The following is a 22,247-nucleotide window of genomic DNA, read 5'->3' as shown; positions in this document are numbered from 1 at the left end:
TCAGGCGCCGGTGGCGGCCGCCGGTTGTCTTGCAAAACGGCTGACCGGCCGCGGCAATCCAAAATGCTCGCGCAGGGTGGTGCCAGCGTAATCGTGCCGGAACAACCCCCGTTGCTGCAGGATCGGCACCACGGTGTCGACGAACACGTCCAACCCGGTCGGCAATACGTCCGGCATCAGGTTGAAGCCGTCGGCCGCGCCCGCCTTGAACCAGGCCTCGATGTCGTCGGCGATCTGCTCGGGTGTGCCGACGATGATCCGGTGGCCGACGCCGCCACCGAGGGCGCGCAGCAATTGACGGACGGTGAGATTGCCGCGGCGCGCGATGTTGACCGTTCCCTGAAACATGGTGTGGTTGGCGTTGGCCGGTAGCGGCAGAGGATCGGGCAGGGGTTTGTCGAGATCGAGGATAGCCGGGTCGACCTGCAACGTGCCGGCCAGTCGCGCGAGACTGTATTCGATCGGAACCAACTCCCAGAGCTCGTCTTGCCGCCGCTTGGCTTCCGCCTCCGTGCTGCCGATGACGGTCGCGAGCCCCGGCAGAATCACGATGGAGCTTCCGGCGCGGCCGTACGCGGCAGCCCTGGCACGCAGGTCGCGCGCATAGGCGACGCCTTCGTCGATCGTTTGTGCCAGCGTGAACACCGCTTCGGCCTGCGCGGCGGCGAGGTCGCGGCCGTCGCTCGATCCGCCGGCCTGAACGGTGACGGGACGTCCCTGCGGCGAACGCGGTACGTTCAGTGGACCGGCCACGCTATAGTGGGTGCCGAGATATCCGATCGGGTGGACTTTTGATGTATCGACGAACCGCGCCGCCCCCTTGTCGCCGACAAAGGCATCGTCTTCCCAGCTGTCCCACAACGCATGGACGACTTCGGCGAACTCCTTGGCACGGTCGTAGCGCGCCTTGTGCTCGAGCACGGTGGGAAGGCCGAAGTTGCGGCTGGCTGCGGCATCGGCCGTGGTCACGGCGTTCCAGCCGGCGCGACCGCCGCTCACCAGATCCAGCGTCGCGAAGCGGCGCGCGATGTTGTACGGCTCGTTGTACGTGGTCGACGCTGTTGCGATCAGCCCGATATGGCTGGTCGCGGCGGCGACGGTTGCCAGCACAATGGTCGGCTCCAGCGACATGAACGAGCGGTAGTCGATGCGGTCGGTGATGGCGGGCGTGTCGGCCAGGAAGATCGCATCGAGCTTGCTGCGCTCCGCGATCTGGGCGACGCGCACGTAGTGGCCGACGTCGAAACAGGCGCGCGGGTCGCTGTCGGGCAGTCGCCAGGCCGACGCGTAGACGCCGGAATGCAGAAGATTGACGTTGAGGTGGAGCTGACGATGAGACATGGCGGCCGTATCTGCGGTGATGCTTGTCGCTAGATATCGGCATGATGCGCGCGGGAAAATGCATCGCGGCGCGGAGCGGGCAAAAAGAAATATCCGTCTCCGCCGGCGCGCCTTGTACGCAAGCTCGTGTCGCGTTGTCCGCCGATGACGCAACATCCGGCATGCGGCGACACGAATCTTCTTTGCGCGGCAACGCAGGTGAAAGCTTCGTCCAACTCTCCGCAAATATCTGAAATTGCCAGTCGGGCTGGCGCGCGCAACGATGTGCCGTGGCGCGCCTTGCGCCGCGACCGATCCGCCTGGAGCCTTCCATCATGCCGAACCCAACTCATCGCGCCGGACGCGTATCCGCGCCGGAAGGTTCGGTCGTGTTCGAGGCCGACGTTCTGGTGATCGGCGGCGGACCCGCGGGGACCTGGGCCGCGGTCAGCGCCGCCGAGCGCGGCGCGCGGGTGGTGCTCGCCGACAAGGGATTTTGCGGCACCTCGGGCGCCACCGCCGCGGCGGGAACGGGCGTCTGGCACATCGATCCGGATCCGGCCCTGCGCGAGGCCGCGATGGCCAATCGCGAGAAGATGGGCGGCTATCTCCAGGATCACCGCTGGATGGCTCGCGTGCTCGACAGCACCTATCAGCACAGCAATCGCCTGGCCGATTGGGGATATCCCTATCCGGTGGACGGCCGCGGCACGTCGCAGCGCAACTCGCTGCAAGGCCCCGAATATATGCGTCTGATGCGCAAGCGTACCAAGCAGGCCGGCGTCACCATTCTCGACCACAGCCCGGCGCTTGAACTGCTCGTCGACGACGACGGGGCCGTCGCCGGCGCCAGCGGCGTGCGGCGGCAGAAGCAGGATCGCTGGACGGTGCGGGCCAAGGCGGTGGTGATCGCCACTGGCGGCTGTGCATTCCTCAGCAAGACGCTCGGCTCGAACGTGTTGACTGGCGACGGCTATCTGATGGCCGCGGAGGCCGGTGCCGAATTCACCAGCATGGAGTTCTCCAACCCCTATGCGATCTCGCCGGCATTCGGCTCGGTGACCAAGACGCTGTTCTACGGCTGGGCCAGTTTCACTTATGAGGACGGCGGCGTGGTGCCCGGCGCGGCGTCGAAGGGCGGACGATCGGCGATTGCGCGCGCCCTGCTCGAGGGCCCGGTCTATGCCCGGCTGGACAAGGCGGATGATGATGTGCGGCATCATATGCGCGTATCGCAGCCGAATTTCTTCCTGCCATTCGATCGCACCGGGATCGATCCCTTCAAGGACCGCTTTCCGGTCACGTTGCGGCTGGAGGGGACCGTCAGGGGGACCGGTGGCCTTCGCATCGTCGACGACAGTTGCGCCACCAGCGTGCCGGGGCTCTATGCGGCCGGCGACGCGGCGACGCGCGAATTGATCTGCGGTGGCTTCACCGGTGGTGGCAGCCACAATGCCGCCTGGGCGATGTCGTAGGGAGCCTGGGCCGGGCAGGGCGCCGCTGACTATGCCACCCAGGTCGGACCGGCTGCCGGGCGCAGATTGTCGTCCGCGGGTGCCGTGGCCTTTCGAAGCCGGTCGCGCCGTGCATTCGCGCCGGCCGCGCTGGCGAGGGCGGTTCAGGCTGAGGTCTTCCCGTATGAGCTGAATTACTTCCGCGAGGCATCGCGATTGCAGGGCGCGCTCGGGCGTCTCGACGCGGCGTGGCGCGATGTGTCGGAAGCGGACGCCGCCGACACATCCGAGATCGTGCGGGCGCGCGAGGCTGCGGCGATGCTGGCGACCGCGCGGTGGATGTACCGCAGCGCGCTCGCCCGTCAGGAAAGCCGCGGCATGCACCGCCGCGACGACTTCCCCGAGCAGGACAGCCGGCAGCGGCATTATGTGACGACCGGCGGCCTCGACGAGATCTGGACCTCGGCCCGGCCCCATGCCGAGGCGAGCTATGCGGAGGCGGCGGAGTGATCGAGGTCATCGACGGCGAGCGCTGTACGTCCTGCGATATCTGTGTCAACGTCTGCCCAACCAACGTGTTTGACAAGACGGACGGAATTCCGATAACCGCGCGGCAAGGCGATTGCCAGACCTGCTTCCTCTGCGAGCTCTATTGTCCCGAGGATGCGCTGTATGTTTCGCCCTTTGCGGATCAGGCGCAGCCGATCGACCTCGTTGCGCTCAGGCAAACGGACAGCATGGGCAGCTATCGCCGAGCCGTGGGCTGGACCGATGAGACCAGCGATCGCCGCGGCGTCGACCGCAGCTATTTGCTCTTTGGTCATTGAGGCGCGGCCGCGCGCGTGGCGACCAAGACGACCTTATGGACTGACTGAATGAACGTGCATCAATCCCTGACGGCAGCGGAACCTGTCGAGACGCTGTCGCCATTGCCGCATCCGCCGACCGCGGCCGATGCCATGGTCCGGTTCGAGCAGGTCGCGAAGGCCTACCCGGCTTACCGTGACAAGCCGAGCGTGCAGGCGCTCAAAGACATCGACTTCGCAATTCCGCGCGGCTCGATCACCGGCGTGATCGGGCGTTCCGGTGCCGGCAAGTCCAGCCTGGTGCGGCTGATCAACGGGCTGGAGAAGCCATCGAGCGGCCGTGTCGTCGTCGACGGCCGCGATATCTCCGGACTTTCGGGCCGTGATCTGCGCCTGGCGCAGCGCTCGATCGGCATGATCTTCCAGCATTTCAATCTGCTTTCGTCGCGCACGGCCGCCGACAATATCGCGCTGCCGCTCGAGATTGCGGGCTGGTCGAGGCGCGACATTGCGGTCCGCGTCGCGGAACTGCTCGAGCTCGTCGGCATTGCGGACAAATATGATCGCTACCCGTCCGAGCTGTCGGGCGGCCAGAAGCAGCGCATCGGCATCGCCCGTGCGCTGGCGACGCGGCCGAACGTCCTGCTGTCGGACGAGGCGACGTCGGCGCTCGATCCGCAAACAACCCGTTCGATCCTCGATCTGCTGGCCAACATCAATCGCGAGCTCGGCGTCACCATCGTCCTGATCACCCACGAAATGTCGGTGGTGCGTCAGCTCGCCAAGGAAGTCGTGGTGATCGATGGCGGTCATATCGTCGAGCGTGGTCACGTCGCCGACATCTTCACGCATCCCGCGCATCCGGTCACGCAGGCATTCCTCTCCGAGGTGATCGGCGACAGCATTCCGGTGTCGCTTGCAAGCCGCCTGCAGCCACGACCGGTTGCCGGTGGTCGCGCCGTCATGCGCGTCCAGGTTCGCGGTGCCGATGCCGGCGACACCATCGTCGCCCGCCTTGCGCGCGAACTCTCGATCGACGTCGCGCTGCTGTCGGCCCGGATCGATGAGATCGGCGGTCAACATGTCGGCTCGCTGTCGCTGGGTATTCCCGGCGGCGAGGCCGCGGCCGACAGAGCGGCATTGTATCTCTCCCAGAACAACCTCCCAGCGGAACGTCTCGGCTATGTCGCGTGAACTCCTCAACCTGATCGTTCAGGCCACCGGCGAAAGCCTGTTCATGGTGTCGGTCGCCGCGTTGATCGCCACCGCGTTCGGACTTCCGATCGGCGTCTTCCTGGCCACCAGCCGCAAGGGGGAATTGTTCGCGGCACCGGCGGTCAACAGCGTGCTGGGCATCATCGTCAATGCGACACGCTCGACGCCGTTCATCATCCTCGTGGTCGCCATCATCCCGTTCACGCGCCTGATCGCGGGCACCTCCATCGGCTCGGGCGCGGCGATCGTGCCGTTGACCATCGCCGCGATGCCGTTCATCGCGCGATTGGTTGAGGCGGCGATCCGAGAGGTCGATGCCGGCTTGATCGAGACCGCGTCGTCGTTTGGCGCCAGCCCTCTGCAGATCGTGCTCAAGGTTCTTGTTCCGGAAGCGCTGCCTGGCCTCGTGCTTGCGCTGACGCTCGCGGTCGTCAGCCTGCTCGGCTATTCGGCGATGGTCGGCGCGGTCGGCGGCGGCGGGCTGGGCGACCTCGGCATCCGGTACGGCTACCAGCGTTTCATGCCCGAAATGATGCTCGCGGTCGTCGTTGTCCTGATCGCGCTGGTGCAGACGGTGCAGACGGCCGGCGACTATCTCGCCCGCCGCGTCAACCGCCGCGTGCGCCATCGCTGAGACCGGCCGCAATCTCTTCGCGCCCTTTTTTGCAATACTGACAATTCCAGTGGAGACTCAAATGTCGTTTCGTTCCATTGTCGCGTTTGCCAGCGTGCTCACGCTCTGGTCGGCGTCTGTCGCGGCGGAGACCATCAAGATCGGCGTGACGCCGGGGCCGCATGCGCAAATCCTCGAGGCCGTGAAGCCGATCGCGGCAAAGAACGGGCTCGACATCCAGCTTGTCGAGTTCTCCGACTATGTGGTGCCGAACGCAGCGCTCGACGCCGGCGATATCCAGGCCAATTCGTTCCAGAACCAGCCTTATCTCGACAACCAGAAGGCCGATCGTGGTTACAAGATCGAGGCGGTGGGACTGACGGTCAACTTCCCGATCGGCGTCTATTCCAAGAAGCATAAGAGCTGGGCGGAGATTCCGGACGGCGGCAAGATCTCGATCCCGAATGATCCCACCAATGGCGGCCGCGCCCTGCTGCTGCTGCGCGACAAGGGTGCGATCAAGTTGAAGGACGGCGTCGGGTTCAAGCCGACAGTCCTGGACGTCACTGATAATCCGAAGAAGCTCAAATTCGTCGAGGTGGATGCGGCCCAGGCGCCTCGTGCGCTCGACGATGTTGATGCCGCAGTGATCAACACGAACTATGCGACCCAGGCCGGCCTCGATCCGGTCAAGGACCCGATCCTGCGAGAGGACCCGAAGGGGCCTTACGTCAACCTGATCGCGGTTCGCGCTGCGGACAAGGACAAGCCGTGGGTCAAGATCCTCGTGGACAGCTATCACACGGCTGAGGTCAAGGAGTTTGTCCTGACCAAATTCAAGGGCGCCGTGTTGCCGAGCTGGTAGCCGCGGCCGGCGACAACGCGCCGGCCAGAGTCAGGCCGTGACCTCATTCGGCGGCGTCGGAGTGGACTGCGTTCGAGGGCAAGTGCCGGTAACCCGCGCCGGGATGCGTGGCATGAAGACGCGGTCCGCGCTCCGGGAACAGCTTTTCCCGCAGCGTGCCTTCGCGATAGGCTGTCTTGTACACGCCGCGTGATTGCAGTTCCGGCACCACGAGGTCGACAAAGGCGTCGAGCGATTCGGGCGCGACGAGACGGAACAGGTTGAAACCGTCGACGTCGGTGTCGTCCGCCCAGGCGATCAACTCGTCCGCGACATCCTGGGGTGAGCCGACCACGAAGGGGGATCGCGCGCCGACGCGGCTCAGCGTCGCGAGATCGCCGACCTTGACCGGGCGGTCGCTCCGCAGGGTGAAGTTCTCCACCATCGACTGGATCGCGTTGCTCTCGACATATTGCACTGCCTGGTCGGGGCGATAGGTCGAAAAATCGATGCCGGTCCAGCCCGAGAGCAAAGCGAGCTGCCCGGTCTGGTCGACATGTGCGGCATAGTCCGCGAGCAGGTCTTCGGCTTCTGCCCGGGTCGGCGCGACGATCACGGTCGCGCCGGCGAAGAGGCGGATATCATAGGGATCGCGCCCGAACTCCTTCGCGGCGCTCCTGATGTCGCGGACCGCGCTCGCGAGAATTGGCCTGGTCTGGCCGTTGAGGAAGATTGCCTCGGCATGCCGTGCCGCAAAGGCGCGACCGCGCTTCGAGGTGCCCGCCTGATACAGCAGCGGCGTGCGTTGCGGGGAGGGCTCCGCGAGGTGGATGCCGTCGACCTTGTAGTGAGGTCCTTCATGACGGACGCGATGGATCTTGGAGGGATCGGTGAAGATGCGTGCCGCACGGTCCCGGCGCACGGCGTCATCCTCCCAGCTGCCCTCCCATAGCTTATAGCTTGCAGCGAGGAATTCCTCGGCCGCCTCGTAGCGTTCGTCATGGGCGCGGTTCGCATCAAGGCCCATGCCGCGGGCACCGCTGTCGAGATAGCCGGTCACGATGTTCCAGCCGATCCGCCCGTTGGTGAGATGATCGAGCGTCGAGAAGCGGCGCGCGAGCTGGTAGGGGTGTTCATAGGTGAGGTTGGACGTGATGCCGAAACCGAGATGCCTGGTGACCAGCGCCATGGCGGACACCAGCAAGGTCGGCTCTGCATTCGGCAATTGAACGGCGTGACGGAGCGCGGTGTCCGGACTGCTTCCGTAGACGTCATAGATGCCGAACACGTCAGCCAGGAAGATGCCGTCGAGCAGTCCTCGCTCGGCGGTCTTGGCATAGTTGACCCAGTAATCGAGTGAGTTGTAGTCGAGCGAGGTGTCGCGCGGATGCGACCACAGGCCGGTCCAGTTGTGGCTCGGCGCCATCATGTTGAATGCGTTGAAGCGAAGCTCTCTCGATTTTGTCATCGACCTGTTCCGACAGTGATCGTGTCGGGACAACGTAACAGTTTGCCTGCGCGACTTTGTTTCCTATTCAAACGCTCTGCGCAAAAATCCTGCTGTTGCGGAATTCCCGGACAGCACGTTACGCTCATTGCTACGCACGGGCGGGTTGGACGCGTTCATGCAGCTCTGACTACGGGCCATCATCACACTGTGTGATCCGCAATCTCACGCACCGGCATCGCCGTCGGCACACGAAACAAATACGCCGTGCCGGATGTTTCGTCTGAAAAATTCAGGATGCTGTTCCACGAGACGTCAGCACGTCCATCGCTATTTTCCTGGACATCTCGACAGCGGCAAAGTCGCTGCGCATCATTTCGCGACTTTCAGCGCGTGGTTCACCGATCCCAGGAGAGTTTGGAATGCCGGTCGAAACGAAGAATCTCGAGACGCTCGCCCTGCATGGCGGGTCCTATCGGTCCGATCCCACGACCGGTGCGGTGGCGGTTCCGATCTATCAGACCACCTCGTTCCAGTTCGAGAACACCGATCATGCCTCGCGGCTGTTCGCGCTGGAAGCGATCGGGCAGATCTACACACGGATCAAGAATCCGACGGCGGACGCCTTCGAGGAACGGCTGGCGGCGCTGGAGGGCGGCGTCGGCGCGCTCGCCGTGGCGTCGGGCCAGACAGCCTCGGCGTTTGCCATCTTCAACCTCGCCCAGGCCGGCGACAATATCGTCTCTTCGACTGATCTCTATGGCGGCACCTGGACGCTGCTGTCGCAAACCCTGAAGCAGTTCGGCATCGAGGTGCGGTTCGTCGATCCAACCGATCCCGAGAATTTCCGCCGTGCCACCGATGCGAAGACCCGCGCCTATTTTGCGGAAACTCTGCCCAATCCCAAGCTCAACGTGTTCCCGATCAGGGAAGTGGCCGATATTGGCCGCTCACTCGGAGTGCCGCTGATCCTCGACAACACGGCGGTGCCTTTGATCGCACGCCCGTTCGAGCATGGTGCCGCGATCGTGGTCTATTCGACGACGAAGTATATCGGCGGCCATGGCACGTCGATCGGAGGCGCGATCATCGATGGCGGCAGTTTCGACTGGGCGACGCATGCCGAGCGCTTTCCGCTGCTGACGCAGCCGGACGCCGCCTATCACGGCGCGATCTGGACGGAGGCCGCCAAGCCGCTCGGTCCGATCGCTTACATCCTGCGCGCGCGCGTCAAGCTGTTGCGCGATCTCGGCGCCGCGATCGCACCGCAAAATGCCTTCCAGTTCATCCAGGGGCTCGAGACACTGCCGCTGCGGCTGCGCCAGCACAATGAGAATGCCATCAAGGTGGCGGACTTCCTGGCCAGGCACCCCGGCGTTTCCCATGTGATCTTCCCGGGATTGCAGGACGGGGAGAATCGCCGCCGCGCCGATACCTATCTGAAAGGCGGCTATGGCGCGCTGGTCGGCTTCGAGCTGAAGGGGGGTGTCGAGGCCGGTCGCCGCTTCATCGATGCGCTGAAGCTGTTCTATCATGTCGCCAATATCGGCGATGCGCGGTCGCTCGCGATTCATCCAGCCTCGACCACCCACCAGCAGCTTACCGGTGCAGAGCAAATCGCGGCCGGCGTCACGCCCGGCTATGTGCGGCTTTCGGTCGGGATCGAGCACCCTGACGACATCATCGCCGACCTCGTTCAGGCATTGGCCCAGGCCGAGGCAGGCAGCAGCGCCCGCAAAGCGGCGTGATCGCATTTGGCAGAATCGAAACAGGATTGAGATGATGAAGACATTGTTGCGCCTGGCGCACGCGGCAGGCGTTCTCCTTGCCCTGACGGCGAGTGCCGTCGCCGATGAACCCCTCAAGATCGCGACCAGCGCCGGTCCGGTCGGCCAACTCGCGGCGTTCGCCGCCAAGCTGGCCAAGGAGAAAGGGCAGGACGTCAAGGTCGTCGAGTTGTCCGATTGGGTCGCCTTGAACGAGGTGGTCAACAGCGGCGACGTCGATGCCAACCTGTTCCAGCACGGCACGTATCTTGCGATCCAGAACAAGCAGCGTGGCTTCAATCTGGTCCAGGTCGACAAGGTCGGCGTGATCGCGCCGGTCGGGCTGTTCTCGAAGAAGATCAAGTCACTCGACGAGATCAAATCCGGCGACAGCGTCGCGATCCCGAACGAGCCGCTCAACGGCGCACGTGGATTGATCCTGCTTGAGCGGGCTGGCCTGATCAAGCTGACGCCGGGCAAGGGCTTCGCGGTGAGCCGGTTCGACGTCATCGAGAACCCCAGGAATCTGAAAATCGTCGAGCTCGATCCGGCGCAGACCTATCGCTCGCTCGACGACGTCACGCTCGCACTCGTCAACATCACCTATTTGATCCCCGCGGGCGGCGATCCCAAATCGGCGCTGCTGATTGATCGCACGGTGGATGACGGGCTGGTGCTGCGCTTCACGGCGCGGCCGGACAAGAAGGATGACCCGCGCCTCAAGGCCTTCATCCAGGTCTTCGACTCGCCCGAGGTGAAGAAATTCATCGAGGACAAGCTGCCGGCGTTCATTCCGGCCGGCTTCAGCAGCTAAACGCGCGTCAGTTCACGGCGGATCGGGTGCTGCCCTGTTTCTTCAGTGCGGGAGAGCAGGGCAGCGAGTTCGGCACACTGATTGCGAATGTCGGGGAAACGTGGACAGGCGGCCACGGCGAGAACGTTGGCCGCGTGTGTCTTCAGCAAGTGTCTTGGGCAAGTGTCTTGTGGGCAGCCGAAACCGCAGCGCGGTCGGCTCAACTAGCCATGCGGCCCGAACAGGAACAGCTCGTGCAGAAGCGCTGTCCATCGGGATTTGCGGCGCGGGCGAGCTTCCTGCGCCACCGCTGCAGTTGTCGGGTCATGCGACCGAGGGTGTGAAGCCAAGAGGATGCGAGACGCATAAAGCCTCCGTCGAATAGTCGTCCGGCTAAAATAGCACGTCTTTGCCCATCTCGAACGCGAACCATGATCGACGCGTCCAGTTTGCAATCAATGAGTCGAACCATGCCGGTCCTGTGGAACGGTTGCTTCGCTCGTCGAACCGACAACGGAAATTCATTCTCGGAGCGATCGCCGATCAGCGACGGCATTTCGATCTGAGCGGTGCTTGCGGAGCGAGAGCCGCGTGAGCGCGCCACATCGAACGACGAGAGCTGGTCTGCCGCACGCCCTATCGTTGCGTCTCGGCGCTTGTGGGCGGTGGCTTGTACCGCGCATCTCGCTCGATCACCGTCCAGCACCGGTCCGACGTTCGGCGCGAACGGATCGGCAGCTGCTGCCCGATAAACCGGCCCGAGCAGCTTGAGCGATGCGTGAGGTGCGACCCGAGCGCGGGGCGCCCTGCGGCGAGGACGGTTGACAGGGGGGAGCGGCCACTTTAATCACCTGACTAATTAATCAATTAATTAAGGTCTGAAACCCTAGGGAAAGAATCCGCCTGATGCCGGCCGGCCGTCGAAATCCGAAGCTGCTTGCCCCGCGCGGTCGCGGCTTCACCGGTCTGGAAGACCAGGCGCCCGTCCGCGCCATGCAGATCGGCCTCGAACAGGGCGGAAATGGCCTTGTCCAGCGTGCCGCATTCGTTGCCGTTCGGGCATGGCACAGCGCCGGCTCGATCCTCACGGGCGGCGACGCGGCGTGCGCCGATCGCTGCCGTCAGATTCCGCATGCAGTTCCGTTCACGCGTGCGCCGCTCGGCGTTACGCGCTCGACAGCGATGTCACGGATCGGCGCGGCCTGCCCGAACCAGGGTGGGCTTCATTCACCCGTACGACAAATGAGGAGTGAGGCGTAAACGATGGGACGTCGATCTGAGGTACTGATGGCGCAAGACACCGCCGGCACGGATAACCGGCGCGTGATACAGGTGGTATCGCGCGCATTCGACATCGTGCGTTGCTTCGAAGGTCGAAGCATACGCCTGGGCAATCGCGACATCGCCGATCGCTGCGGTCTTCCCCGATCGACGGTCTCCCGTCTCACCTTGACCCTCACCCAGATCGGTCAGTTGATCTACCTGCCGCAAGAGCAGAAATATGCTCTCGGTCCACACGCCGCCGCGCCCGGCGTCCCGTTGTTCGCGGAGGGTTGCGACAAGCCCGCCTGCGCCGACGAGCGGGAGCGCGAGACGGCGCAACCGCCGATGCTGATCAACGCGCGCTATTTCGAAGATCAGCGCAAGCCGGTTGCGGCGCCGCTTTCGGTCACGCCACACCGCTGACGCCTCGTCGGCTTGTTCCGGAGCAGAAGACGCAGCGCAAGCGGTCGGGACCAATCGGCACGAGCTCACAGTCAAGAAACAGCCAAAGTAGAGGGAAACGCATGTCTGAAGCATACATCATTGACGCGGTCCGCACGCCGCGCGGCATCGGCAAGCCGGGCAAGGGTGCGCTGTCGCATCTGCATCCGCAGCAACTGGCGGCAACGGTGCTCGGCGCGCTCAAGGAGCGCAACAAGCTCGATACGTCGACCGTCGATGACATCATCTGGTCGACCTCGACCCAGGAAGGCAAGCAGGGCGGCGATCTCGGACGCATGTCGGCGCTCGCCGCCGGCTACGACATCAGCGCCAGCGGCACGACGCTGGATCGCTTCTGCGGCGGCGGCATCACGTCGGTGAACCTCGCGGCAGCTTCGGTGATGTCGGGAATGGAGGATTGCGTCATCGCCGGCGGCACCGAGATGATGAGCTATCAGCAGACCCTCGCAGCCGAACGCTCCAAGGCGGGGCAGCCGGCGCGGATGATGGGTTCGGGCAATCCGGCGCTCGACGAGATTCACCCGCAGTCGCACCAGGGCGTGTGCGGCGACGCCATCGCCACGCGTGAGGGGATCAGCCGGGAAGCCTGCGATGCCCTGGCGCTGGTCAGCCAGCAGCGCGCCAAGCGGGCGATCGATGAAGGCCGCTTCGCCAAGTCGGTGATCCCGGTCCTCAACGACGACGGCAGCGTCGCCCTCGGTCGTGAAGAATTCCCGCGCCCCGAGACCACGGCCGAAGGCCTTGCATCGCTGAAGCCGAGCTTCGAGCAGCTTGCCGATTTCGATCTCGGCAACGGCACGACGTTCAAGAAGCAGATCCAGCGCCGTTACCCGGATCTCGAGTGGAAGGGCGTGCATCATGCCGGCAACAGCTCGGGCGTGGTGGACGGCGCCGCGGCGGTGCTGATCACGTCGAAGGAATATGCCCAGAAGCACGGCCTCAAGCCGCGCGGACGCATCGTGGCCTATGCCAATCAGGGTGATGATCCGACGCTGATGCTCAATGCCCCCGTTCCGGCGGCCAAGAAGGTTCTCGCCAAGGCTGGCCTGACCAAGAACGACATCGACGTCTGGGAGATCAACGAGGCGTTCGCGGTCGTCGCCGAGAAGTTCATCCGCGATCTCGACCTGAATCGCGAGAAGGTCAACATCAATGGCGGCTCGATCGCGCTCGGCCACCCGATCGGCGCGACCGGATCGATCCTGATCGGCACGGCGCTCGACGAGCTCGAGCGCAGTGGCGGACGTTATGGTCTCGTCACCATGTGCGCCGCCGGCGGCATGGCGCCGGCCATCATCATCGAACGCATCTGATCGCGAAAGGAACTTGCCATGAAACTCGATTCATCGGTCGCCGCCGTCGTTACCGGCGGCGCTTCCGGCCTCGGCGCAGCCACCTCGCGGGCGCTCGCGGCGCAAGGCGTGAAGGTCGCGATCTTCGACTTCAACGAAGAGAAGGGCGAAGCCATCGCCAAGGAAATCGGCGGCGTGTTCTGCAAGGTTGACGTCACCTCCGACGAGCAGGTCGATGCAGGCTTCGCCAAGGCCCGCGCGGCCCACGGCCAGGAGCGCATCCTGGTGAACTGTGCAGGCACCGGCAACGCGGTGAAGACCGCCGGCCGGGACAAGAAGACCGGCGAGCCCACCCACTTCCCGATCGACGCGTTCAACCGCATCATCCAGATCAACCTCGTCGGCACCTTCCGCTGCATCGCCAAGTCGGCGAAGGGCATGCTGTCGCTGGCCCCGCTGGAGCACGGCGAGCGCGGCGCGGTCGTCAACACGGCGTCGGTCGCGGCCGAGGACGGCCAGATGGGGCAGGCGGCTTATTCAGCGTCGAAGGCCGGCGTCGTCGGCATGACCTTGCCGATCGCGCGCGACCTGATGGCCGATGGCATCCGCGTCAACACCATCCTGCCGGGCATCTTCAACACGCCGCTGCTGCAGGGCGCCCCGGAGAACGTCAAGGCCGCGCTCAGCGCCTCGGTGCCGTTCCCGAAGCGTCTCGGCATGCCGGAGGAATATGCCCAGCTGGCGCTGACCATGATCACCAACGGCTACTTCAACGGTGAGGACGTCCGCCTCGATGGCGCCATCCGCATGGCCCCGCGCTGAGCTACGGCAACAGGAGACGAAAGCGATGTCCGAAGAAACTCCGGTCCTCACTGAAGTCCGCGGACCCATACTGATCATCACGCTAAACCGGCCAGAAGCCAAGAACGCGGCCAACCTCGCCCTGTCCAAGGGCGTGGCCGCAGCGATCGACCGGCTCGACGCCGACGATGCCCTCAGCGTCGGCATCATCACCGGCGCCGGCGGCACATTCTGCTCGGGCATGGACCTCAAGGGGTTCCTGAAGGGCGAGCGGCCGTCGATCCCCGGCCGTGGCTTCGCCGGCCTCACCGAGGCGCCGCCGAAGAAACCGCTGATCGCGGCCGTCGACGGTTACGCGCTCGCCGGCGGGATGGAGATCGCGCTGTCGTGCGACATGATCGTCGCCAACCGCAACGCCAAGTTCGGGATACCCGAGGTGAAGCGCGGGCTAGCTGCCGCGGCCGGCGGGCTGATCCGCATGCCGCGCCAGATGCCGTTCCGCGTGGCGATGGAGTTCGCATTGACAGGCGAGTTCTTCGGCGCACAGCGCGCCTACGAGCTCGGCATCATCAATCGCGTGACCGATGGCCCGGCGCTCGACGCCGCGCTCGAGCTTGCCGCCGCGATCGGCGCCAATGGCCCGCTTGCGGTCAAGGCATCCAAGCAGGTGATCGTGGAATCCAGGCTCTGGCCGGAAGACCAGATGTGGAAGAAGCAGCAGGAGATCGTCGCTCCCGTCTTCGTATCCGAAGATGCCCGCGAGGGTGCGGCGGCCTTTGCAGAAAAACGCGCGCCGAACTGGAAGGGCAAGTAAGGCGTCGCTCGTTTCGATGACGGAGCGCCGGTTTTGAAGCAGAACCGGCGCTCCGAATTTTTTTGTGAGTGCCGCGCGGCACGCCGGCAGGTTTCTAAGCCGCTTGACGCTATTGGGTGAATGATGCGCAGCTTTACCGAAGACCAGGTCATTTTCCGCGACTCCTACCGCAAGTTCCTCGCGAGCGAGATCGCGCCCCATATGGAGGCGTGGCGGGAGGCCGGCATCGTCGACCGCAGCGCGTTCAAGAAGGCCGGCGACCTCGGCTTCCTGATGATCTGGCCCGAGGAGAAATACGGCGGGATGGGCGATGAGGACTTCCGCTATGAGCAGATCATCATCGAGGAGACCGCGCGCTCCGGCTGCAAGGGCTGGTTCAACACGCTGCACAGCCGCCTGGTCGGCTCCTATTTCAAGCGCTTCGGCACCGAAGAGCAGCGCGACCGCTTCCTCCCGAAATGCGTCAGCGGCGAGACCATCCTGGCGATCGCGATGACCGAGCCCGGCGCAGGCTCGGACCTCGCAGGCATGCGGACGACGGCGGAAGACAAGGGCGATCATTTCCTGCTCAATGGCTCGAAGACCTATATTTCCAACGGCATTAATTCCGACGTCGTGATCGTGGCCGCCAGGCTCGCAGGCGCCGAGAAGAAGCATGCCATGGTGCTCTTGATCGTCGAGCGCGGCATGGAGGGCTTCGAGCGCGGCCGCAATCTCAAGAAGATGGGTATGCCGGCGCAAGACACCGCCGAGCTGTTCTTCCAGAACGTGAAGGTACCCAAGGCCAACGTGCTGGGAGAACCGGGCAGGGGCTTCTACTATCTGATGGAAGGCCTTGCCGAGGAGCGGCTGATCTCCGCGGTCGGATCGATCGCCAACGGCCGCAAGGCGTTCGACATCACGCGCGCTTACGTGATGGATCGCAAGCTGTTCGGAAAGCCGCTCGCCGAACAGCAGAATACCCAGTTCCGCATGGCGGAGATGGATGCCGAAATCGACCTCGTGCAGGTCTATGTCGATCACTGCGTGGCCGAGCACAACGCGGGACGCCTGACCAGCAATATGGGCGCCAAGGCCAAGATGATGTCGTCGGAAGTCGAGTGGAAGATGCTCGACCTCGGCGTGCAGCTGCACGGCGGCGCTGGCTACATGGATGAATATCCGATCAGCCGGATGTTCACCGACGCGCGCGTCAATCGGATCCTGGCGGGAAGCTCCGAGGTGATGCGGTTGATCATCGGCCGCGATGTCTTCTCTGAGCACTACAAGAGCATTTTGGATTAGCAGACCACCGCGACCGGCTGTCTACTTCGCTCCGCGCGTTACCCGCGCGCCTGCCGCAGCGGCTCGCGCGCGTATTCCTTCGAGCGCATCAATGCGTCGACGAAGATCGGCTCCCAGGAGCGGATGTGGCTGCGAAGCAGGGTCGGCAGCGCCTCGGTGTCGCCTGCGAGCGCGAGCTCGATTAGCCGGTAGTGCTCGGGCACCGAGGCCTGCTGCCGCTCGAGGCCGGCACGTGAGCTAATGCCGTAGAGCCGCATCTTGTCGCGCAGGCCCATCACCATGTCGGTCAAGAGCTCGTTGCCGGCGGCGGCGATGAACGCGCGATGATAGTTGCGGTCGGCTTCCAGATAGAGCTGGACGTCGTCGGTCTCGACGGCCTTCGCGATCTCATCGGCCCAGCCGTGCACGGCCGGTAGATCCTTTGGAGGATTGGCGGCGACCAGCACGGCGGCGTGCAACTCCAGCACCTCGCGCATGTCGAACAAATTGCGCAGCTCGGTCAGCGACGGCTCCACCACCTTGAAGCCGCGGTTGCGCATCGGCTCGACCAGGCCGCCGCGGCTGAGCTCGAGCAGCGCTTCGCGCACCGGCGTCGAGGAGACGCCGAGGCTCGCCGCGAGAGTAGGCACCGAATACATCGTGCCGGGAAGGCTTTGCCCGGAAATGATCTCGGCGCGCACCCGCTGCAGCACCTGTTCGCGCAAATTCTGGTCCATGGGTGGTCGCGCCGCCTCTCGCTCCGAATGCCGATTCGTCTCTGATTATTACTTAGCCTTGACGGGGACGGTAGCGTATGACGTAAATGTGTAACGCATTACAAAAATGCGTCACAAGGACTGACTTGACGATGAGACGGCGGTGAAACAGCGGCTACCCGGCTATTGCACGCTTTGTCGCTCGCGCTGCGGTTCTGTCACCGTGGTTGAGGACGGGCTTGTTGTCAGTGTAGAGGTATTAAATAACCATCCGACGGGTGGCGCGCTTTGCGCCAAGGGCCGGGCCGCCCCTGAAATCGTCGCCAGCCCGCGCCGTCTGACCGTGCCCTTGAAACGGACCCGGCCACGCGATGCCGCCGATCCGGGCTGGATCGAGGTGTCCTGGGACGAGGCTTTGACCGAGATCGCCGACCGGCTTCGTAATATCCGCGCCGAAAGCGGCGCCGAGGCGGTTGCGTTCGGTGTCACCACGCCGAGCGGCACGCCGATGGTCGACAGTTTTGAGTGGGTCGAGCGCTTCATCCGCGGCTTCGGCAGTCCCAACCTGATCTACGCGGTCGAGATCTGCGGCTGGCATAAGGACTACGCGCACGCGCTGACCTTCGGCCGCGGGATCGGCTTTCCCGATTACGACAATGCCGATGCGATCATCCTATGGGGCCACAATCCCGCGCGCACCTGGCTCGCTCAAGCAACGCGGATCGCCGATGCCCGGCGGCGCGGCGCCAAGGTCGTGGTCGTCGATCCGAAGCCGAACGGCTCGGGTCAGCAGGCCGATCTCTGGCTGCGCATTCGCCCGGGCGCTGATGGCGCCCTTGCGATGGGCGCGATCCGTCATCTCATCGCGACTGGCAGCTTCGATGCGGACTTCGTCGACCAATGGACCAATGGATCGCTGCTGGTCGATCGCGCGACCGGGCGCTTTCTGCGCGCCGACGCGTTGTGGCCGGATGGCTCGCCTGAGGCTTTCGTTCGTCTCGATGCGCCGGGCGCGCCGGTGGCCTGCGACACCCGCTATGCGCCGGAGCGCGGCGGTCGGCTGCGCGGCGCGCTGTCGATCCGTGCGCGCGACGGCCGGATGATCTCGGCGGCAACCGCGTTCGAATTGCTGGCCGAGCGCGCCGCGTCTTACACGCCGGCGCGCGTGGCGGAACTGACCTGGCTGCGTGTCGAGGACATCGATGCATTCAACGCGCTGCTCGCGGCTCGGCCGCGGCTCGCCTATCATTCCTGGACCGGTGTCGGCCAGCACACCAACGCCACCGCGATCGAGCGCACGATCGCATCGCTCTATGCACTGACTGGCGCTTGCGATCGGCCCGGCGGCAATCGCTGGCCGGTCCCGCCGCCGACGCGTCCGCTCAACGACTACAACATCCTGCCACAGGAGCAGCAGGCCAAGGCGCTCGGCATTGCCGAATTGCCGCTCGGCCCACCGGCGAAGGGCTGGATCACGGCGCGCGATTTCAGCAAGGCGGTGCTGGAGGGCGAGCCTTACCGGGTGCGCGCGCTGGTCGCCTTCGGCACCAACTTCGTCGTTTCGCAGGGCCATTCGGAGCGCAACCGCGCGGCGCTGAATGCGCTGGAATTCCAGGTTCATGTCGACATGTTCATGAACCCAACCGCGGAGAGCGCCGATTTCGTTCTGCCGGCCAGCACGCCGTGGGAGCGCGATGCGCTGAAGATCGGGTTCGAGATCACGCAGGAAGCGGCCGAGACCGTGCAGTTTCGCCCGCGCATGGTCGAGCCGATCGGTGAAGTGAAGGCCGATTACGAGATCGCCGCCGCGCTCGCGCTCAAGCTCGGCATGGGGAATCTGTTCTTCGGCGGCGACATCAAGGCCGGCTGGAATTATCAGCTGGCGCCACTCGGCATCGGTGTCGAGGATCTACGCGAGTATCCCGAAGGACGTCGCTTCCCGCAGGTCTTCCGCGATGAAAAATACGCCGTCACGCGCGAAGACGGAACGGCGGCGGGCTTTGCCACGCCGACACGCCGTGTCGAGATCTATTCGGAGCTGATGCTGGGACACGGGCATGACCCGTTGCCCGATCACGTCGAACCAGTCGGCAGCCCGCTCACGACAGCGGCGGACGAACGCTTTCCGCTCGTGCTCTCCACCGCCAAGAGCGGCTGGTTCGTTCACTCCTCCTGGCGGCATGTCGCCTCGCTGCGACGAAAGTCGCCCGATCCGGCCGTCGAGATCAGCCCGCAACTCGCCGAGCGGCGCGGACTTGTGGAAGGCGACTGGGCCGTGGTGGAAACACAAGGCGGTGCCGTGCGCCTGAAAGTGCGCCTCAATGCGGCGCTCGACGCGCGGGTCGTCGTCGCCGAATTCGGCTGGTGGGAGGATTGTCCGCCGCTCGGTCGCGATCGTTCCGCGACATCAGGCAACCTCACGCGCAACATCAACGCGGTGCTGCATGACGATGCGCGCGATCCAGTCAGCGGTTCCGTTCCGCTGCGCGCGATCGTCTGCGATATCAGGCGGGACGACGTGGCCAGCCGCGGCGTCTGGAGCGGCCGGCGGCGGTTCGTGGTCGGCGAGCGCACGGCCGAGGCCGATAACGTCATCGCCTTCAGCCTGCGGCCGCTTGACGGCGGTCCGCTGCCCGACTTCCTGCCGGGGCAACACGTGATGATTGCGTTGCCTGACGCAACCGAGGCGCGCGCCTATTCGCTGACCGGATCGGGCAACCTGCCGCAAGCGCTGTCGATTGCGGTGAAGGGACGTTTCCTCAATGAGGTTCGGAGCGGCAGTGCGCCGTTCTTCATGCCGGATCGGCTGCATGGTCTCGCGGTTGGAGACGAGGTTCTGCTGGAGCCGCCGGGCGGCATCTTCACGCCGCCATTGAAGGGGCCGCGGCCGCTGGTCTTCCTCGCGGCCGGCATCGGCATCACGCCATTCATCAGCCATCTCGAGACGCTGCAACGCACGGCGCAACAGGATCGTGTAGCCGAAATCCTGCTGCTGCACGGCTGCCGCAGCAGCCGCGAGCATCCCTTCGCGCAGCGGCTCGCCGAGCTGGAAGCCAACACGCCGGAGCTGACGCGGGTGACGTTCTATTCGGCCCCGCTCGCGCCGGACCCCGTGGCTTCGCGGTCGTTCCGCAGGGGAAGGGTCGAGCTCGAACAGGTCAAGCCGCTGCTGGCACGTCGGCCGCTGGTCTACATCTGCGGCTCACCGGATTTCGTCACAGCGCAGATCGAGGCCGCAGTGGCACTCGGTATCCCGCGGTTCGACATCTTTGCCGAAAGCTTCGTGTCGCCGCCGTCGGTGCCGAGCGACCTTGCGCCGCGAACCATCTGTCTTGCGGGCAGCAAGCAGAGCTTCACGTGGGGACCGGAGCAGGGGACGCTGCTCGACGCTGCAAGTGCGGCGGGCGTTGCGCTGCCGAGCGGCTGCCGTGTCGGGCAATGCGAAAGCTGCGCGGTCGAGGTGATTGATGGGGAGTTCACCCATCTCGGCCCTGTCGACGGCAGCGAGGGGTGGTGCCTCACTTGCCAGGCTGTGCCGCTCACCGACCTCACGCTCGCACTTTGATGACCAAACACGATTGAAGGCCAACCGCATCACCGGAAGGGGATCATTGATGACGAATGCAACGCACGACCAAACCATGAGCCTGCGAAAACCTGTCGCGGACAACATCATGGCGCGCTTTTCGCAGGCCCTGGTGGCGTTCGCCGAGCGCTGGTTTCCGGATGCGTATGTCTTCGTCCTGATCGCCGTGATCGCGGTTGCCGCAGGCGCGATCCTGCATGGCGGCTCGCCGCTCGCCGTCAGTCGCGCGTTCGGCGACGGGTTCTGGAATCTGATTCCGTTCACGATGCAGATGGCGCTGGTTGCGATCGGCGGCTACGTCGTGGCGATGTCGCCGCCGGTGGCGGCCGTGCTGGCGCGGCTCGCGAGCGTACCGAAGACCGGGCGTGGCGCGGTGGTGTTCGTCGGGATGCTGAGCATCTTTCTCTCGCTGCTGAACTGGGGCTTGAGCCTGATCTTCTCCGGCCTCCTGGTGCGGGAGATCGCGCGGCGTACGGATATCCGGCTCGATTATCGCGCGGCCGGTGCGGCCGGTTATCTCGGGCTCGGCTGTGGCTTCACCCTCGGCATCACGTCTTCGGCCGCACAGCTCCAGGCCAATGCCGGCAGTATTCCGGCATCGCTTCTGCCGATCACCGGCGTGATCGGCTTCTCGGAAACCATCCTGACCTGGCAGAACATGGTCACCGTCGCGATGGTGAGCGTGGTGTCGGCGGCGATCTGCTATTTCACCACGCCCGCGCCCGAGCGAGCGAAGACGGCGGAAGACCTCGGCGTTGCGCTCGGCGATGATCGCATCGAGGCCAGGAAGCCGGCCCGTCCGGGCGACTGGCTGGAGTTCAGTCCGCTGCTGACGATCCTGATCGCCCTGCTTGCCGCGGGCTGGCTGTGGCAGACCTTCCAGTCGGGCAATCCGCTGATCACGCTGTCGGGGCTCAACACCTACAATTTCGTCTTCCTCATTCTCGGTATTGTGCTGCATTGGCGGCCGCGCAGCCTGATCGAATCCTTTTCCAAGGCGATGCCGAGCGTCTCCGGCGTGCTGCTGCAGTTTCCGTTCTACGCCGGTATCGCGCAGATCCTGACCAAGGTGCCGAACAGCAGCGGCACCACGCTGTCGGACACGATCGCGCATTGGTTCGTCGGTGCTTCCAGCAATTCCACCGTGTTCTCGTTCCTGGTCGGAATCTATTCGGCGCTGCTCGGCTTCTTCGTGCCGTCGGCCGGCGGAAAGTGGATCATCGAGGCGCCCTACATCATGAAGGCGGCCAACGACATCGGCGCGCATCTGGGCTGGACTGTGATGGTCTACAACATCGCCGAGACGCTGCCGAACTTCATCAACCCGTTCTGGATGCTGCCGCTGCTCGGCATCCTCGGCCTGAAGTCGAAGGACCTGATCGGCTATACGTCGGTGCAGTTCTTCATCCACTTCCCGATCGTGATGCTGCTGGCGGCTATCCTGATGGCGACCTTCACCTATCACCCGCCGATCCTGCCCTAAGCGAGTGCGGCCGGGCACCAGGACGCACGGTGCCCGGCCAAGGTCGGCCAATTCGGCGGACCGCAACCGTCATCACCAAAACCGTGCTGTTTTCCCGGTCGTCGCGAATGAGGCATCGCGCCGGGCCGTGATCTTTGGCCGGTCATTTCATTGACCGCGGAGCGATTCGGCCGGATATTGATCCGCGCTAACCCGCGTTGTTCAAGGTCACTGCCATGAGACATCACCACCGCAGCTTGATGTGCGACATGCGAAGCCGCATGCAGCATCGCTGCGTCTCGGCGGCGACCGGCGTCTGTTGTTGATCGC

General features: G+C 64.7%; 16 protein-coding genes and 2 pseudogenes. 14 read left to right on the top strand and 4 right to left on the bottom strand.

The genetic code is table 11. From position 1 onward, the window contains the following. Nucleotides 1-1,341 (bottom strand): LLM class flavin-dependent oxidoreductase, encoded by a 1,341-nt coding sequence (locus tag ACVIGA_RS08190; protein ID WP_456665973.1) that lies wholly within the window; start codon nucleotides 1,339-1,341, stop codon nucleotides 1-3. 314 nt (nucleotides 1,342-1,655) lie between these two features. On the opposite strand from ACVIGA_RS08190, the pseudogene ACVIGA_RS08185 reads away from it, so the two are divergent. From ACVIGA_RS08185 to ACVIGA_RS08165, 5 genes and pseudogenes are all read left to right on the top strand, one after another. After that, nucleotides 1,656-3,284 (top strand): annotated as a pseudogene (locus ACVIGA_RS08185) (FAD-dependent oxidoreductase). After that, nucleotides 3,281-3,601, top strand: coding sequence for a 4Fe-4S binding protein (locus tag ACVIGA_RS08180; RefSeq protein ID WP_456665972.1), 321 nt, complete (start codon nucleotides 3,281-3,283; stop codon nucleotides 3,599-3,601). The pseudogene ACVIGA_RS08185 and the gene ACVIGA_RS08180 overlap by 4 nt, the downstream one beginning before the upstream one ends. Before the next feature lie 48 nt (nucleotides 3,602-3,649). After that, nucleotides 3,650-4,774 carry a methionine ABC transporter ATP-binding protein gene (locus ACVIGA_RS08175; RefSeq protein ID WP_456665971.1) on the top strand — a complete coding sequence of 375 codons (1,125 nt, stop codon included), beginning with the start codon at nucleotides 3,650-3,652 and terminating at the stop codon, nucleotides 4,772-4,774. Continuing rightward, a complete protein-coding gene (locus ACVIGA_RS08170) occupies nucleotides 4,764-5,429 on the top strand; it encodes a methionine ABC transporter permease (protein WP_456665970.1) in 666 nt (221 codons plus the stop codon). Before ACVIGA_RS08175 ends, ACVIGA_RS08170 begins: the two co-directional genes overlap by 11 nt. Before the next feature lie 49 nt (nucleotides 5,430-5,478). Further along, nucleotides 5,479-6,273 carry a MetQ/NlpA family ABC transporter substrate-binding protein gene (locus ACVIGA_RS08165; protein WP_456665969.1) on the top strand — a complete coding sequence of 265 codons (795 nt, stop codon included), beginning with the start codon at nucleotides 5,479-5,481 and terminating at the stop codon, nucleotides 6,271-6,273. A gap of 43 nt (nucleotides 6,274-6,316) precedes the next feature. Here the strand turns inward: ACVIGA_RS08165 and ACVIGA_RS08160 are convergent, their stop codons facing one another. Continuing rightward, a complete protein-coding gene (locus ACVIGA_RS08160) occupies nucleotides 6,317-7,720 on the bottom strand; it encodes an LLM class flavin-dependent oxidoreductase (RefSeq protein WP_456665968.1) in 1,404 nt (467 codons plus the stop codon). A 401-nt stretch (nucleotides 7,721-8,121) separates the two neighbouring features. Here ACVIGA_RS08160 and ACVIGA_RS08155 point away from each other — a divergent pair, with 401 nt between their 5' ends. After that, nucleotides 8,122-9,447: an O-acetylhomoserine aminocarboxypropyltransferase/cysteine synthase family protein gene (locus ACVIGA_RS08155; protein WP_456665967.1), complete on the top strand. Its 1,326-nt coding sequence runs from the start codon at nucleotides 8,122-8,124 to the stop codon at nucleotides 9,445-9,447. A 34-nt stretch (nucleotides 9,448-9,481) separates the two neighbouring features. Then, the gene (locus ACVIGA_RS08150; RefSeq protein ID WP_456665966.1) at nucleotides 9,482-10,279 is read left to right on the top strand and encodes a MetQ/NlpA family ABC transporter substrate-binding protein; all 798 of its coding nucleotides are present in this window, start codon (nucleotides 9,482-9,484) and stop codon (nucleotides 10,277-10,279) included. A gap of 846 nt (nucleotides 10,280-11,125) precedes the next feature. Here the strand turns inward: ACVIGA_RS08150 and ACVIGA_RS08145 are convergent. Then, complete coding sequence (locus tag ACVIGA_RS08145) at nucleotides 11,126-11,392, bottom strand: hypothetical protein (protein ID WP_456665965.1); 267 nt, start codon at nucleotides 11,390-11,392, stop codon at nucleotides 11,126-11,128. 129 nt (nucleotides 11,393-11,521) lie between these two features. Between ACVIGA_RS08145 and ACVIGA_RS08140 the strand changes: the two are divergent. The 5 genes and pseudogenes from ACVIGA_RS08140 to ACVIGA_RS08120 all read left to right on the top strand — a co-directional run. Further along, nucleotides 11,522-11,785, top strand: a pseudogene (locus ACVIGA_RS08140) (helix-turn-helix domain-containing protein); the annotation flags it as partial. 260 nt (nucleotides 11,786-12,045) lie between these two features. Beyond that, nucleotides 12,046-13,296: an acetyl-CoA C-acetyltransferase gene (locus ACVIGA_RS08135; RefSeq protein WP_456665964.1), complete on the top strand. Its 1,251-nt coding sequence runs from the start codon at nucleotides 12,046-12,048 to the stop codon at nucleotides 13,294-13,296. Nucleotides 13,297-13,314: 18 nt separating this feature from the next. Further along, the gene (locus tag ACVIGA_RS08130; protein ID WP_223968897.1) at nucleotides 13,315-14,097 is read left to right on the top strand and encodes an SDR family NAD(P)-dependent oxidoreductase; all 783 of its coding nucleotides are present in this window, start codon (nucleotides 13,315-13,317) and stop codon (nucleotides 14,095-14,097) included. 25 nt (nucleotides 14,098-14,122) lie between these two features. Then, entirely contained in the window at nucleotides 14,123-14,890 is a 768-nt protein-coding gene (locus tag ACVIGA_RS08125; RefSeq protein WP_212310333.1) for a crotonase/enoyl-CoA hydratase family protein, read from the top strand. Between the two features lie 123 nt (nucleotides 14,891-15,013). Next, entirely contained in the window at nucleotides 15,014-16,174 is a 1,161-nt protein-coding gene (locus ACVIGA_RS08120; protein WP_456665963.1) for an acyl-CoA dehydrogenase family protein, read from the top strand. Between the two features lie 38 nt (nucleotides 16,175-16,212). Here ACVIGA_RS08120 and ACVIGA_RS08115 read toward each other — a convergent pair whose 3' ends face one another. Then, entirely contained in the window at nucleotides 16,213-16,890 is a 678-nt protein-coding gene (locus ACVIGA_RS08115) for a GntR family transcriptional regulator (protein WP_456665962.1), read from the bottom strand. A gap of 142 nt (nucleotides 16,891-17,032) precedes the next feature. On the opposite strand from ACVIGA_RS08115, the gene ACVIGA_RS08110 reads away from it, so the two are divergent. Together ACVIGA_RS08110 and ACVIGA_RS08105 are read left to right on the top strand one after the other, a co-directional pair. Then, entirely contained in the window at nucleotides 17,033-20,434 is a 3,402-nt protein-coding gene (locus ACVIGA_RS08110; RefSeq protein ID WP_456665961.1) for a molybdopterin-dependent oxidoreductase, read from the top strand. Between the two features lie 49 nt (nucleotides 20,435-20,483). Continuing rightward, a complete protein-coding gene (locus ACVIGA_RS08105; protein WP_456665960.1) occupies nucleotides 20,484-21,938 on the top strand; it encodes a short-chain fatty acid transporter in 1,455 nt (484 codons plus the stop codon). The last annotated feature ends 309 nt before the right edge of the window (nucleotides 21,939-22,247 follow it).

This window comes from Bradyrhizobium sp. USDA 3240, from assembly GCF_054063295.1.
Note: the sequence above shows the minus strand (reverse complement) of the source record. Positions and strands in the feature narration are given on the sequence as shown.

Bases quoted from the DNA above. Each gene is read 5' to 3' on its own strand.
- ACVIGA_RS08190 (WP_456665973.1), bottom strand. From the start codon at position 1,341: ATGTCTCATCGTCAGCTCCACCTCAACGTCAATCTTCTGCATTCCGGC.
- ACVIGA_RS08175 (WP_456665971.1), top strand. From the start codon at position 3,650: ATGAACGTGCATCAATCCCTGACGGCAGCGGAACCTGTCGAGACGCTG.
- ACVIGA_RS08170 (WP_456665970.1), top strand. From the start codon at position 4,764: ATGTCGCGTGAACTCCTCAACCTGATCGTTCAGGCCACCGGCGAAAGC.
- ACVIGA_RS08160 (WP_456665968.1), bottom strand. From the start codon at position 7,720: ATGACAAAATCGAGAGAGCTTCGCTTCAACGCATTCAACATGATGGCG.
- ACVIGA_RS08155 (WP_456665967.1), top strand. From the start codon at position 8,122: ATGCCGGTCGAAACGAAGAATCTCGAGACGCTCGCCCTGCATGGCGGG.
- ACVIGA_RS08150 (WP_456665966.1), top strand. From the start codon at position 9,482: ATGAAGACATTGTTGCGCCTGGCGCACGCGGCAGGCGTTCTCCTTGCC.
- ACVIGA_RS08145 (WP_456665965.1), bottom strand. From the start codon at position 11,392: ATGCGGAATCTGACGGCAGCGATCGGCGCACGCCGCGTCGCCGCCCGT.
- ACVIGA_RS08135 (WP_456665964.1), top strand. From the start codon at position 12,046: ATGTCTGAAGCATACATCATTGACGCGGTCCGCACGCCGCGCGGCATC.
- ACVIGA_RS08130 (WP_223968897.1), top strand. From the start codon at position 13,315: ATGAAACTCGATTCATCGGTCGCCGCCGTCGTTACCGGCGGCGCTTCC.
- ACVIGA_RS08125 (WP_212310333.1), top strand. From the start codon at position 14,123: ATGTCCGAAGAAACTCCGGTCCTCACTGAAGTCCGCGGACCCATACTG.
- ACVIGA_RS08120 (WP_456665963.1), top strand. From the start codon at position 15,014: ATGCGCAGCTTTACCGAAGACCAGGTCATTTTCCGCGACTCCTACCGC.
- ACVIGA_RS08115 (WP_456665962.1), bottom strand. From the start codon at position 16,890: ATGGACCAGAATTTGCGCGAACAGGTGCTGCAGCGGGTGCGCGCCGAG.
- ACVIGA_RS08105 (WP_456665960.1), top strand. From the start codon at position 20,484: ATGACGAATGCAACGCACGACCAAACCATGAGCCTGCGAAAACCTGTC.